The following is a 13917-nucleotide window of genomic DNA, read 5'->3' on the forward strand; positions in this document are numbered from 1 at the left end:
TATCTTAAGCTGATGAGAAATCGCTGACTGGGTCATATTGAGCTTATCTGCAATATCACCAACGTTCATCTCTTCATCAAAGAGCTCGAACAGTATCCGGATCCTTGTAGAATCGCCAAACACCTTAAACAGTTCAGCCAGGTCGTAGAGCTCATCTTCATTGGGAAGATCTCTGTGCATCTGTATCTCCTTTCTGCGGAACCCCTTGCAGTAACTGCCCTGCAGCATCTATTCCGCTCCCTCATTTAAACATATGAACATCTGCTCATATGTTTAATATATTCTCCTTTTTCCTCTCTGTCAACCCCAAAACAAACACTTTTTCATTTTTATCATCTGTAACAGGCATTGGGAAAAGAAATTTGCCCAAAAACCGCTTGCATTCGTATAAATAGGTGTATAATGTATGTAGGGAAACTGCATAGAGAGGAGGCGACGTCTATGAGGAAATCTATTTTTTCGAAATCGCTGGGTGCTCTGATCATTTCTTTTGCAATGCTGATCGTCATGTGCGTTCCCGCCATGGCTGCAGGCAGTATCATCACAGAGGCTCAGGCTAAAAAGATCGTGCTTAAAGATGCAGGCCTTAAAGAAAAACAGGTTATATTCCTGAATGTTGAAACTGTCACAGATGAGGAGAAAAAGTCCGATAAGGATGAAAAAGCCGATGAGGCTAAAACTACTGATAAAAGTGAAAAAATTTCTGTGACAAAATATGAGCTTACATTCTATCACGAGAACACTGCATATGAATATACTTTGGATGCAGCTACAGGAGAAATCCTGGAATCCGACAAGGATGAGGAATTTTACTTAAATCCTGGTGCTCTTCCATCCAGTATCACTCTTCCATGAGATATACAGCGTATTTAAAAGCCAGTGGCAAATCGCCACTGGCTTTTTTATGTCTATAGATTACATTCCCTTCATAAGGTCAAAGAGACTTATCTGATTGGAGTCAGGAATATCTCCAAGAAGCCCCATATCTGCCATCTTGTCGATGACGCCCTGAGGGCACTTGGTTCTCTGGCGGAAGTCATCCTTACTAAGGAAAGAACCGTCCTTGGCTGCTTCCACAATCTGGTCAGCAGCTTTTTCACCCATACCATCGATACTGGTAAGAGCAGGCATGATCTTGTCACCAATTACCTGGAAGTCCCTACTCTTAACCTTGAAGATGTCGATCGGCATAAACTCTATGCCTCTTTCGTACATCTCCTCCACAAGCCTCATATCGCCGTACTCGTTCTGCTCTGAGTTGGAAAGCGTATCCTTGCGGCTCTGGTAGTCCTTCATTATGGCGTGAAGATGGTTTTCACCAAGGCACATGTGCTCGTAGTTGAAGGCCTTGGCCCTTATACTGAACCAGGCTGCGTAAAAGGCCTGTGGTACATATACCTTAAAGTAAGCAATTCTCCAGGCCATCATAACGTAGGCTGCAGCATGGGCCTTAGGGAACATGTACTTGATCTTTTCGCAGGACCATATGTACCAGTCGGGAACACCGTGGTCAGTCATATCTTTTTTCCATTCAGGCCAGTTGGATTCCTTGCCCTTGGCAACCTTACCCTTACGAACAGCCTCCATGATCTTGAAGGACTCAGACTTATCAAGTCCCTTCTGGATCAGGTAGATCATGATATCGTCACGGCAGCAGATACAGGTATCGATGGTGGCCTTGCCCTCCTGGATAAGGGTCTGGGCGTTACCAAGCCAAACGTCAGTACCATGGGACAATCCAGAGATCCTTATAAGGTGGGAAAGAGACGATGGCCCTGCATCAATAACCATCTGCATGGCAAAGTCTGTACCAAACTCAGGAAGTCCAAGGCATCCAAGCTTGGTGCCTCCAAGCTGCTCAGGTGTTACGTTTAAAGCCTCTGTGTTCATGAACAGGCTCATTACGTTCTTATCATCAAGAGGAACCATCTTGGGGTCAAGACCTGTGCAGTCCTGCAAAAATCTTATCATTGTGGGATCATCGTGTCCCAGGATATCAAGCTTTAACAGGTTATGGTCAATTGAGTGGTAGTCGTAGTGGGTTGTAATTGTGGCCGTTGTCATATCGTTGGCCGGGTGCTGTACAGGACAGAAGGAGTTGATATCCTCTCCTACTGGAAGAACTATGATTCCTCCAGGGTGCTGACCTGTTCCACGCCTTATGCCGGTACAGCCCTGAACTATCCTGTTTATCTCGCACTTTCTCTTGCTGGCCCCAATGCCGTCGTAATATTTTTTAACAAAACCGTAGGCAGTCTTGTCTGCCAGAGACGCAATGGTTCCTGCCCTGAAGGTCTGTCCGTAGCCAAAGATAACCTCTGTGTACTTGTGGGCCTTACTCTGATACTCACCAGAGAAGTTAAGGTCGATATCAGGCTCTTTATCACCCTTAAATCCAAGGAAGGTCTCGAAAGGAATGTCAAAGCCGTCCTTGTTCATCATGGTGCCGCACTTAGGGCATCTCTTGTCAGGCATGTCGCAGCCTGAGTTACCGCCAAAGGCCAGAACCTCCGGCGAATCAAAATCACTGTATTTACAGTGAGGGCAAACATAGTGAGGGCTTAAGGAATTAACCTCAGTAATACCTGAGGCAAAGGCCACAAATGAAGATCCTACTGATCCTCTTGAGCCTACCAGATATCCATCCTCAACGGACTTCCACACCAGCTTCTGGGCAATGATATACATAACCGCGAAACCATTTTTGATAATGGAGTTAAGCTCTCTTTCAAGACGTTCCTGAACGATCTCAGGAAGCTCTTCGCCGTATATCTCATGGGCCTTGTCGTAGCAAATCTTGGTCAGGATACCGTCACTGTTTTCAATGACAGGGGCACATTTATCAGGGCGCACAGGAGAAATGGAATCGCACATATCAAGGATCTTCCTGGTGTTGTCCACAACGATCTCCCTGGCCTTGTCTCCTCCAAGGTAATCAAATTCTGCCATCATCTCGACAGTAGTTCTTAAAAAGAGTGGTGCCGGCTCCTCGTCGTTCATACCTTTTCCTGCCATGATGATGGTCCTGTAGATTTCATCCTCAGGATTTAAAAAGTGAGCGTCGCAGGTGGCAACAACTGGCTTATTAAACTGTTCCCCAAGCCTGATGATCTCTTTATTGATCTCCCGGATATCATCGTCGCTATTGATATCCTCGTACCTCTCGCTGTCCACCATAAAGTGGTTGTTGGCAACTGGCTGGATCTCCAGATAGTCATAGAAGCTCACAAGCCTTGCGATCTCTTCTGGGGGCCTTCCCTCTACAACAGCGCCGTACAGTTCGCCTGCGCAGCAGGCACTTCCAACGATAAGGCCCTCTCTGTACTTGATAAGCTCACTCTTAGGGATAAGAGGGAACCTTCTAAAGTAATCAATATGGGACTTACTTATAAGCGTATAGAGGTTGACCCTTCCAAGGGTGTTCTTTGCAAGGATTATGCAGTGGTTAGGACGAAGATGCCTTATCATCTCAGGGGTTGGCTTACCAAGAATGTTGACCTGAGTAAGGTCTAAAGCACCCTGTTCTTTGAGCATAGGCACAAACTTGTTGAAGATAAGGGCTGTACATTCAGCGTCATCTACCGCCCTGTGGTGATGCTCAAGAACAATGTTAAGGGTCTTGGCTACTGCATCAAGGGTGTGCTTGGCCTGCAGAGGGAAAAAGTATCTTGAAAGCCACAGTGTATCTACTGTGGTATAATCTACGTCAATACCTAGTTCCTTGCAGTTCTGATTGATAAAGCTGATGTCAAAGGTAACGTTATGTCCTACAAGAACTGCGCCTTTACAGAACTCCACAAACTTAGGGATAATTACTTCCCTTGTTGGAGCATCGATTACCATGTCATCAGTTATGCTGGTGAGCTTGGTGATCCTGTAAGGAATTGGAACCTGCGGATTTATGAACTCTGAAAATCTGTCTATGATCTCGCCATTTCTGATCTTTACAGCGCCAATCTCAATTATCCTGTTTTTTATAGGTGAAAAACCTGTAGTCTCGATATCAAATACTACAAAGGTAGTATCATCAAGGCTCTGTCCCTTGTCGTTTACAACGATCTCCTTAAGGTCATCTACTACATAGGCCTCTACACCCAGGATCAGTTTAAAGAAATCCTGCCTGTCGATAGGAGGCTCTCCTGCCTCTTTGCGGCGGCCATTCTCCTCTTTATAAAGGTCCTCCCAGACGTGGTTTGCATCTGTCAGAGCCTGAACAACACCGTGGTCTGTGATGGCAATACCTGGCATTCCCCATTTATAGGCCTGTTTAACTATATCCTTGACCTCTGATACACCGTCCATATCACTCATCTTGGTATGGCAGTGAAGTTCAACTCTCTTAACCTCTGCCATGTCCTTACGCTTAACGGTAAAGTCAGAGATCTTTTTAACACCAACAACAGACTGTATGGAAAGTTCGTGGTCAAACTTATCTACAGCAGCAATACCCTTGATCTTAACAAAGGCGCCCATCTTGATGTCCTTGGTGATGGCCGGGACATCTTCTGTATTTACAAACATCTTGACTGCAATTGAGTCAGTAAAGTCGGTGACAGCAAATATAAGGATAGTCTTTTCATTCCTTATATTCCTCTCATCATACTCTATGATCTTGCCGTGGATGGTGACTTCTCCAAGCTCGCCCATAAGGTCCACAAGCTTCATGGCCTCATCGTCAAAGTCTCTTCCAAAGATAACATCAGGATTATCTGACTTTTTGTAATTGGGTCCGCCAAATTCTTTTTTTCCAAAAGACTTGCCCTTGGCACCTTGTGGAAGTGACCTGTTTTCAAATTTAGTGGTCTTTTGTGCAGGAGCAGTTTCAGCTTTTTCGCTTTCCTTTTCCTTTTCTTTTTCCTTCTCTTCCTTTTCCTGGCTCTTGGCTTCAAGGTCTTCAAGCTTCCTGGCCATCTTACCGGCTTCAAGGCTGTAATCCGGCTCTTTATCCTCTTTTTCCACCTCTACAAATTCAGGGGAGATAACAACAGAGAGCCCGCATCTCTCGTTGAAGATCTTGGAAAGAACTCTTACAAGGTCGGGAGCTTTTCTTTTCCCGACAACACTGTCCTCAAGCCTTATGACCAGGTTGTCCTCATTAGGGTACAAAAAAGAAGCCGAACGAAAGAGACTATACTCCATATGGTCATAGTCTCTAAGCTCAAGCTCAATGCTCTCTCTGTATAGGTCTAATAAATTCTCTGGTGTGTACTGGGCAGATAAGGAAAACTTCTCGTAGATCTTGATGGTGATATCCTGATCCTTAAAAAGCTGCTTTTTTATGCCATCCTCTGTCCTTCTGATGTCTGACTTGTCGATGAGATTGTTGCTCTCAATATATATTCTGATAAAGTCCTGCTTACGAGTAGTAGAGACTTTTGTAACGTTTGTCTGTTCCATGATCTCGCTTGTCTTTGAATCAAGCTGTAGACCTGGAAAAACTTCGAAAAATGCCTTCCCCATAAAACTAATGCTTCCTCACAAAACTTCACAAAAACTACTTAACAAAAGAATCCAGCTCATCCTTCAAAGTCTGCAGCAGCTGATCTTCCGGGACCTTTTTTACCACTTCGCCCTTCTTGATAAGAAGTCCTTCATGGAGCCCTCCTGCAATTCCGATGTCTGCCTCCTTGGCCTCCCCAGGTCCGTTGACAGCGCATCCCATAACTGCAACCTTGATATCAAGGTCATAACCCTGAACCATGTTCTCAACTGCGTTTGCAAGTCCGATAAGATCGATGTTGGTCCTTCCGCAGGTTGGACAGGAAACAACTTCGATGCCGCCCTTTCTCATGCCAAGGGTCTTAAGAATTGTCTTGGCAGTCTTGATCTCTTCCACAGGATCTCCTGACAAAGAAACTCTGATGGTATCGCCAATGCCTTTATTTAAGATGATCCCAAGACCTACTGAGGACTTGATGTTTCCACCATAAACTGTTCCAGCCTCTGTGATTCCCACATGAAGAGGATACTGGCACTTTTCTGCCAAAAGCTCATGAGCCTTGACGCAGAGCATTACATTTGAAGACTTGATGCTGACAACCATGTTGTCATAGCCAAGATCCTCAATTATTCCGATCTTATCAATGGCGCTTTCCACAAGGCCCTCAGCAGTAACTCCGCCGTACTTCTCCACAAGATTTTTTTCAAGGGAGCCACTGTTAACACCAACTCTGATAGGAATGTTCCTCTCCTTGGCACAGGAAACAACAGCTGCGATCCTGTCCTTTGATCCGATGTTGCCTGGATTTATCCTTATTTTGTCAGCGCCGTTTTCCATAGCTGCAATTGCCATCTTGTAATCAAAATGGATGTCTGCAACGATGGGGATGCTGATCTGTTTTTTGATCTCAGCGATAGCCTTTGCTGCCTCTAATGTAGGCACTGTGCTTCTTATGATCTCGCATCCGGCCTCTTCAAGGCGCTTTATCTGGGCAACTGTAGCCTTCACATCCTCAGTCTTGGTGTTGGTCATGGACTGGATCAGCACTGGATTTCCGCCGCCGATCACTCTATCACCGATATGTATAACCTTAGTATTATCTCTATAAGCCATTTTTAATCCTCATCTAAATCATCTGGTGAATTTTGTTATGTCATTGAACAGAACAAATACCATAAGTCCCAGTAGCGCCAGCATTCCCACCATGTGTACAAAGCCTTCTTTTTCTGGTGGAACTGGCTTTCCTACAATTACCTCTATGAACTGGAATACCAGTCTTCCGCCGTCCAGCGCAGGAAGCGGCAACAGGTTCATAACTCCAAGGTTTACGGACAAAAGAACTGTAAGAGACAGCATAGTCAGTACCACAGCAGATACTCCGTAGGGCTTGACCTCTTCGTAGGTATCATCCACTATCTTCACCATTCCTACAGGTCCTGAAACGTCATCCTTATTTAACTTACCTTTTATCAAAAGCGCAAGGCTTCTGTAGGTGGTCTTAAAGTAGTAGCGAACCTCATACCAGGCATATTTAAGAGCCTCAGGGCCTTTAATGCTGCCATACTCCCCAAGGTAGATTCCCATGTAGTATCTGCCTGCCTCTTCGTCATACTTAGGAATAAGAGTTGTTCTTTTAACCTCTCCATCTCTCTCATAGACAATGTCCATGGGGCTTCCTTCAGCAAACTGGGATATCATGGTGACTTCCCCTGCCATGTGAACCTTTTCGCCGTCGATACTTATAAACTTATCTCCAGGAAGAAGTCCCGCCTCAGTAGCTGCTGAATCCTCTGTCATCTTGCTGATAACAGGAAAATCCCAGGCTGCAAAGCTTACCAGGATAACAGCAAGGATATAAGCGATAATAAAGTTTGCGAAAGGTCCTGCAAAAAGAGTTGCTATCCTTCTCCAGACTGGTGCGTTCAGGAATGAATGCTCATCATAGCCTTCCTTTTCCTCTGCCACAGGGTCCATTCCATCAAAGACACAGGCGCCGCCAATTGGAAGGAGCTTGATGCTGTAGAGGGTCTCTCCCTTTTTCTTTTTCCAGAGAGTTGGTCCCATTCCAACAAAGAATTCGTTGACCCTTATGCCACTTGACTTGGCTATGATAAAGTGGCCAAACTCGTGGGATGTGACCAGTATTCCAAATATTAAAAAGAAAATAAGTACACTAACTATCATTGTCTTAATAAAGTCCTTCTATTTTGAAGCTATTAAAGAGCAAGGTTTTCAAGGAAAGCGTATGTCTCCTTCTCTGCCGCAAGGATCTCTTCTACGCCAGGATTCTCTATAACCTTGTGATTTTCCATAGCTTTTTCTATCATCTCGTAAATCTGGAGGTATTTGATATCTCCCTTTAAAAATCTCTTAACTGCCATCTCGTTGGCTGCGTTAAATACTGTAGGCATGCTGCCGCCACGTCTTGCAGCATCAAATGCAAGCTTAAGACCTCTGAAAGTATCTGTATCGGGCCTTTCAAAAGTGAGGCTATGAAGTTCAAACAGATCAAGTCTCTTTTCCGCCATTGGGCGACGATCCGGGTAAAAGAGTGCATACTGGATCGGAAGCTTCATATCCGGAACACCAAGCTGCGCCATTACTGCGCCGTCCACATACTGAACTGCGCTGTGGACAATGCTCTGAGGGTGAACGACAACCTCAATGTCATCAAGGGATACGTCAAAGAGCCATCTGGCCTCCATGACTTCAAGTCCCTTGTTTACAAGGGATGATGAGTCAATGGTAACCTTTGGTCCCATGTCCCAGTTGGGGTGCTTAAGTGCATCAGCAGCTGTCATGTTTTCAAGCTCAGATTTCTTCTTGCCCCTGAATGGTCCGCCGCTGGCTGTCAAAAGAATCTTCTCCACCTTGCCACGGGGTTCTCCGTTTAGAGACTGGAAAATTGCGCTGTGCTCTGAATCAACAGGCAGTATGGAAACGCCCTTTTCTTTGGCAAGTGGCATGATGATGTGACCTGCGCACACAAGGGTTTCCTTGTTGGCAAGAGCAATGTCTTTTCCCGCTTCAATTGCCTTAATAGTTGGCTGAATACCGATCATGCCTACAACTGCGGTAAGAACTGTATCCGCCTCTGGCACTGAAACTATTTCAAGAAGTCCTTCCATTCCGGAAAGGACCTTTATTCCAAGGTCTGAGATTTTTTCCTGAAGTTTTTTTGCTGCCATCTCATCGAACATGGCAACATACATGGGATGAAATTCCCTTACCTGCTCTTCTACTTTATCTACGCTGCTGTTGGCAGCGATTCCTACTACTGTAAGCTCCTCTTTGTTGTTTCTTACAACATCAAGAGTCTGGGTTCCGATGGATCCTGTGGATCCTAAGAGTACTATCTTTCGCATAAATGCATTTCCTTTTAATTACAATTACATAATCTTGGTCAGAACAACTGACAAGAAATAAATACATGGTGTTACAAATATCACTGAATCAAAACGGTCCATGATGCCGCCGTGGCCGGGGATTATATGACCATAGTCCTTGATGTCATGGTTTCTTTTTATTCCGGAAGCAAGAAGGTCTCCCAGCTGGGAAATGATGCTTCCTGCAAAAGTTATTATAAGCAGAACATAAATAGTACCCACATTGTGAGTTACGTTGTTGTACAAAAGATATCCAAAGATTGCTCCAACAGCCATAGCTCCAAGGGTTCCGCCGATGGCTCCCTCAATTGTCTTTTTGGGAGAAAGGACTGGAACCAGTTTGTGCTTTCCAAAAGCTCTTCCTGCAAAATAAGCACAGGTATCGCAGATCCATGCGATGAATGGGATCCATGCAAAGTAAATTCCAAGTGGCCTCATCCTCAGAAGATAGATAAATGAAAGGTTGATGGGCACATATAAAAAGCTAAAGAAGCAGTATATAGCCTGTTGTGAAGTGTACTTGGGGAAAGTTAAAACGTAACATACCATTATCAGGAAGAATGCAAACATCACAGAAAAAATGAAATATCTGTAATCCCTGACAAGCATCATCTGAATGTAATGAAGCACTGTCGCTATATATCCGCAGGCTTCAAGAGCATTTAGCTTTTTCCCTGTTATATGAACTCCCAGGGCCCTCGTCATTTCAAAATAGCCTATAAGTGACACCGCAAGCAGCGCTGCCAAAAGCAGGTACCCTCCTGGTATCAGCACCGCCGCCAACACCACGCCTATTATAATTCCGCTAATAACTCTGGTCTTCAATTTTGTGTTCTCGCTTTTAAATAATAATGAGGGTCAAAAGGCACTTTTGTCCTCTTGACCCATAATTGGATCTGATATTATTGCTGGCCTTCTTTAAGTCCGCCAAACTTACGATTTCTTGTGGAATAAGACTCTACAGCCTTAATAAGCTCTGCCTTATTAAAGTCAGGCCATGCCACAGGAGTGTAATAAAACTCAGTATATGCACACTGCCACAGAAGGAAATTAGAGATCCTCTGCTCGTTGCAGGTCCTGATAAGAAGGTCAGGATCCGGCAAGAAGTCAGTATCCAGATTTTTAGAGATCATCTCCTCTGTTATGTCAGAAGGTGCGATCTCACCACTTACCGCCTTATCAGCAATCTTTTTTACAGCACGCCTTATCTCATCGCGGCTGCCATAGTTGATGGCAATGGTAAAAGTAAGGCCAGTGTTACCTGCTGTTGCATCCTCAAGCTCCCCTATAGCAGCCTGAATGTCATCAGAAAGCTTACTTCTTTCCCCGATGACTCTGCACCTTACATTGTTCTTCATTGACTTCTTTATACTGGTTTTAAGGTAATTACGCAAAATCGTCATGAGAGCAGAAACCTCTGCCTCAGGACGATTCCAGTTCTCTGTTGAGAATGCATAAACTGTAAGGTACTTGATGCCCAGATCTCTGGCATCTACCAGGATATCCTCTACAGCTTTTGCTCCCTGCATATGTCCGTAGTTTCTGGGCATACCTTTTTGTTTTGCCCATCTTCCGTTGCCATCCAAAATGATAGCTACATGTGCAGGAATATTAAGATTTTCTTCCATAACTTCACCACTAATGGCAGATCAAACTGTCATTATCTCTTTTGTCTTATCTTCTATAGCCTTATCAATGTCCTTGATAAACTTGTCAGTGATCTTCTGAAGCTCGTCGTTAAGATCTTCGATCTCATCCTCTGATACCTCAGTTCCCTTAAGCTTCTTGAAGGAATCATTGCCGTCACGACGAACGTTTCTTACAGCAACCTTGGCATCCTCACCCTTCTTGCGGATGTCCTTGGAGAGCTGTTTTCTGCGCTCCTCTGTGAGCTCTGGGAATACAAGTCTGATAACAGCGCCATCATTACTTGGTGTGATACCAAGGTCAGATGCCATGATAGCCTTCTCAATATCCTTAATAAGACTCTTGTCCCAAGGAGCGATCTGGATGATCCTTGCCTCTGGAACTGATACGTTACCAACCTGCTGAATTGGTGTTGGTGTTCCGTAGTAATCTACTTTGATCTTGTCAAGCACCTTAGGGTTAGCTCTTCCAGCACGGATAGATGCAAGGTCTTCTGTAAGGAAATCATAGGATTTCTGCATTTTGTCATTAAAGGTTTTAAGTCTTTCGTTCATACCCCTGTTCCTCCATATGGTTTAGTTTGTAGTAACTGTTGTACCGTTAAAGTCTCCGCTTGCAGCCTTGACAATACTGTTCTCTTCCGCAAGAGCAAATACTCTCATTGGAACCTTGTTGTCCCTTGCAAGGATTGATGCTGTCATATCAACAACTTGAAGGTTCTGACTGATAACATCGTCTATTGAGATAGTGTCATATCTCTTAGCTGCCGGATTAACTGCAGGATCAGAATCATAAACCCCGTCAATTGCCTTGGCAAGAAGGATATAATCAGCCTCTACCTCAATGGCTCTTAGCACAACACCTGTATCAGTGGAGAAGTAAGGATGTCCTGTGCCGCCTGCAAAGAATACAACCATATTCTTTTCAAAGTACTTGTTAGCTCTGTCTTTGGAAAAGAGCTTTGTAAATGATCCACACTCAAATGGAGTAAGGATGTTGGTCATCATGTGGGCGCTTCTGAATATTTCAGAAACATAGATGCAGTTCATGATAGTAGCCAGCATACCGATCTGGTCAGCCTTAACTCTATCAATGTTTTCACTGCTGCGTCCTCTCCAGAAATTGCCGCCTCCAATGACGATACCAACCTGTACGCCGTCGTCAACGAGCTTCTTTACCTGAAGTGCAACTTTTCTAACTGTCTCCTCATCAAAGCCTGTCTTCTTTTCACCGGCAAGAGCTTCTCCGCTGAGCTTTAATAATATTCTCATATGGTCTCCATGGTTAAATTATTTATTCTTAAGTCCCTCAAAGAACTCTGAAGGATTAACATCAGCATAAGCCTGTGAGCACATACCTTCGATAACAGCACCATTGTTGATCTGTACTGACTGAGACTTGATGTTACCCATTACGATAGCTGTTGTATCAAGAACAACTGGTCCGTGAACGTCGATATCTCCCTTTACAGCACCTGCGATAACTGCGCTTGATCCAAAGATGTTACCAACAATAACTGTGCTCTGGCCAACCTTAACGCTGCCCTTACTTTTAACTTCACCTGTGATCCTTGCTGACTCAGCATAGATCTCAGCTGCATCTGAATCGCCTGTGATCTCACCAGTCACATTGAGCTTGCCAAGGCACTTGATGTTACCTGTGATCTTACCAACAAGGTCAAGAGAACCTGTTGTTGCAATATCGCCCTTGACGATCATTCCTTCAGTAATGCTGGCTACCTCATCTGTAGGTGTCTGATTTTCGAAATCCATAATATCTATTCCCCCATTTTTCTTAGTTATCATTTCTGTTTCTGCATTCTTGTCAGCTACATACTTGTCGATGTGAGCTGGGTTTATTGCTTCAAGAGCATTCTTAGGCTCAGAAACAGCGATTTCCTCCATTGTCTGCTCTTCGATCTTCTCTTCAAGAACATCTTCCTCAGAAGCAGTCTTTTCTGGCTCCTTGACAGGCTCCTCTGCTACCGGCTCTTCTACCTTTGCAGGAGTCTCCTCTACTGCCTCGTCAAGTTTTTTATTAACGTTATCTTCTGCCTTATCTGCGGTGTCTTCCAGCTTGATATCATCCAGGCGGTTAAGCATGCTGTCGATGTCTACTGGCTCTTTGGTTTCAGTTGCCTTGTTATCAAGACCTTCTGCTTCTGGCTTATCTTCAGGCATAAGTGTGTTCACAGCCTGAGAGAGGTCGCTCTTGAGCTCAGAAAAAAATCCCATCTTGATATCCTCCATTCAATCTTTTTTTCTTTTAATTATTGTTGATATGTTGAACCGGTAACGTATCGTCAGTTATCGGTACTATCACTGTGTCATCCATAGCCTGGATCGCCTCTATGACTTCTGGCAATGCTTCTACTGTGCTCTTTTTGTCTGCTGCATCATGCATAAGAACAATACAATGCTTGAACTTGGGAATATTCCCGACTATGTTGTTGTAAATAGTGTCCTTGGTGGCTCCAGCTCTGTCATCTCCTGCTGAGACATTCCAGTCAAAGTAGGTTACTCCATCAGCTTCTAAAACATCCATAAGTTCATGGATATCCACCTTGGTTACCTTGTTGGAACTTCCTCCAGGGAACCTGTAGTACCTAGGCAGTACATCTGTGGTGTCAAAAAGAAAATGCTTAAGTTTCTTAAGATCCTCAGAAAAAGCATCCACCGAAGAGTAGATGTCACTGTACTTGTGGCTGTAAGAGTGCATTCCAAGGGTGTGACCCTCGTCAACTATTCTCTTGTAACTATCTGTATACTTGGCATCCGGCTTGCCACACACAAAAAATGTGGCCTTTACATCATACTCTGCCAAAATGTCTAGTATCTCGTCTGTGTATATGCTGGGGCCATCATCAAAGGTCAGGTATACATACCTGGTTCCTTCTATATCTTCAGGATTCTGAGCACCGCTGACATCAACTGTGGCATAGTCCACATCCATGGACTCAAAAGCACTGGCACTACTGTCCTCGCCACCTTCAGATGGTGTCTCATCAGTATCCTCTAAAGCTAGAATATCCTTTTCGTTGCCAAAGCGCTGTCTGTACCAATCAAGATCTGCCCTGGCCTGCTCATACTTAGAATTCAATCTGTCATATCTGACAGCAAGAATAACACATATACATATTGGGATAAGACAGGCTGCAGCTACGCTGGTAAGTATAAGCCTGCGCAAATATCGGATACGTTTACTGTACTGAACTTTCTCTTTATTACCCGATCCCATTACAATATTTATCTCTTTCTAATATTATTAACCAAGCTATAGTATAGCATATAAAACTAATCTCAAAAAGGAGTTTTTCTATTGAATAACGCGCATTATCTCATCCGCAATGAGGTTCGCAACATAGAGCTTATAGTCGTATCTTGTGGGCTGCTTTGGAATGGTGACATGATGTGAATAGGTCTCTTTATACAGAACTGCAAAATA

The 13917-nt window shown here is 44.2% G+C and carries 12 protein-coding genes; 1 reads left to right on the forward strand and 11 read right to left on the reverse strand.

From position 1 onward, the window contains the following. On the reverse strand, positions 1–180 hold a 180-nt coding region (locus J6I68_RS07060; protein WP_292218908.1), incomplete at its 3' end, for an ArsR/SmtB family transcription factor. A 261-nt stretch (positions 181–441) separates the two neighbouring features. Here J6I68_RS07060 and J6I68_RS07065 point away from each other — a divergent pair. Continuing rightward, complete coding sequence (locus tag J6I68_RS07065; protein ID WP_292218910.1) at positions 442–855, forward strand: PepSY domain-containing protein; 414 nt, start codon at positions 442–444, stop codon at positions 853–855. Positions 856–915: 60 nt separating this feature from the next. Here the strand turns inward: J6I68_RS07065 and J6I68_RS07070 are convergent, their stop codons facing one another. From J6I68_RS07070 to J6I68_RS07115, 10 genes are all read right to left on the reverse strand, one after another. Then, entirely contained in the window at positions 916–5460 is a 4545-nt protein-coding gene (locus J6I68_RS07070; protein WP_292218912.1) for a PolC-type DNA polymerase III, read from the reverse strand. A gap of 34 nt (positions 5461–5494) precedes the next feature. Continuing rightward, positions 5495–6553, reverse strand: coding sequence for a flavodoxin-dependent (E)-4-hydroxy-3-methylbut-2-enyl-diphosphate synthase (gene ispG / locus J6I68_RS07075; RefSeq protein WP_292218915.1), 1059 nt, complete (start codon positions 6551–6553; stop codon positions 5495–5497). Positions 6554–6571: 18 nt separating this feature from the next. Next, the gene (gene rseP / locus J6I68_RS07080) at positions 6572–7624 is read right to left on the reverse strand and encodes an RIP metalloprotease RseP (protein WP_292218917.1); all 1053 of its coding nucleotides are present in this window, start codon (positions 7622–7624) and stop codon (positions 6572–6574) included. Positions 7625–7656: 32 nt separating this feature from the next. Then, positions 7657–8805, reverse strand: coding sequence for a 1-deoxy-D-xylulose-5-phosphate reductoisomerase (locus J6I68_RS07085; protein ID WP_292218919.1), 1149 nt, complete (start codon positions 8803–8805; stop codon positions 7657–7659). Positions 8806–8829: 24 nt separating this feature from the next. Continuing rightward, on the reverse strand, positions 8830–9651 hold the full coding sequence (locus J6I68_RS07090; RefSeq protein ID WP_292218922.1) for a phosphatidate cytidylyltransferase: 822 nt from the start codon (positions 9649–9651) through the stop codon (positions 8830–8832). A gap of 77 nt (positions 9652–9728) precedes the next feature. Beyond that, positions 9729–10454 (reverse strand): isoprenyl transferase, encoded by a 726-nt coding sequence (locus J6I68_RS07095; RefSeq protein WP_292218923.1) that lies wholly within the window; start codon positions 10452–10454, stop codon positions 9729–9731. A gap of 21 nt (positions 10455–10475) precedes the next feature. Next, positions 10476–11027 (reverse strand): ribosome recycling factor, encoded by a 552-nt coding sequence (gene frr, locus J6I68_RS07100; RefSeq protein WP_292218924.1) that lies wholly within the window; start codon positions 11025–11027, stop codon positions 10476–10478. A 21-nt stretch (positions 11028–11048) separates the two neighbouring features. After that, positions 11049–11744: a UMP kinase gene (pyrH, locus tag J6I68_RS07105; RefSeq protein ID WP_292218927.1), complete on the reverse strand. Its 696-nt coding sequence runs from the start codon at positions 11742–11744 to the stop codon at positions 11049–11051. 18 nt (positions 11745–11762) lie between these two features. Continuing rightward, positions 11763–12707 (reverse strand): polymer-forming cytoskeletal protein, encoded by a 945-nt coding sequence (locus tag J6I68_RS07110; RefSeq protein WP_292218930.1) that lies wholly within the window; start codon positions 12705–12707, stop codon positions 11763–11765. Positions 12708–12738: 31 nt separating this feature from the next. Then, positions 12739–13710 (reverse strand): polysaccharide deacetylase family protein, encoded by a 972-nt coding sequence (locus tag J6I68_RS07115; RefSeq protein WP_292218932.1) that lies wholly within the window; start codon positions 13708–13710, stop codon positions 12739–12741. Positions 13711–13917: the final 207 nt, after the last annotated feature.

Source organism: Butyrivibrio sp. (assembly GCF_017940685.1).
In the GTDB taxonomy this organism is placed as follows: domain Bacteria; phylum Bacillota; class Clostridia; order Lachnospirales; family Lachnospiraceae; genus Butyrivibrio.

Coding starts and splice junctions, on each gene's coding strand:
- J6I68_RS07065 (WP_292218910.1), top strand. CDS start 442: ATGAGGAAATCTATTTTTTCGAAATCGCTGGGTGCTCTGATCATTTCT.
- J6I68_RS07070 (WP_292218912.1), bottom strand. CDS start 5,460: ATGGGGAAGGCATTTTTCGAAGTTTTTCCAGGTCTACAGCTTGATTCA.
- ispG (WP_292218915.1), bottom strand. CDS start 6,553: ATGGCTTATAGAGATAATACTAAGGTTATACATATCGGTGATAGAGTG.
- rseP (WP_292218917.1), bottom strand. CDS start 7,624: ATGATAGTTAGTGTACTTATTTTCTTTTTAATATTTGGAATACTGGTC.
- J6I68_RS07085 (WP_292218919.1), bottom strand. CDS start 8,805: ATGCGAAAGATAGTACTCTTAGGATCCACAGGATCCATCGGAACCCAG.
- J6I68_RS07095 (WP_292218923.1), bottom strand. CDS start 10,454: ATGGAAGAAAATCTTAATATTCCTGCACATGTAGCTATCATTTTGGAT.
- frr (WP_292218924.1), bottom strand. CDS start 11,027: ATGAACGAAAGACTTAAAACCTTTAATGACAAAATGCAGAAATCCTAT.
- pyrH (WP_292218927.1), bottom strand. CDS start 11,744: ATGAGAATATTATTAAAGCTCAGCGGAGAAGCTCTTGCCGGTGAAAAG.
- J6I68_RS07110 (WP_292218930.1), bottom strand. CDS start 12,707: ATGGGATTTTTTTCTGAGCTCAAGAGCGACCTCTCTCAGGCTGTGAAC.
- J6I68_RS07115 (WP_292218932.1), bottom strand. CDS start 13,710: ATGGGATCGGGTAATAAAGAGAAAGTTCAGTACAGTAAACGTATCCGA.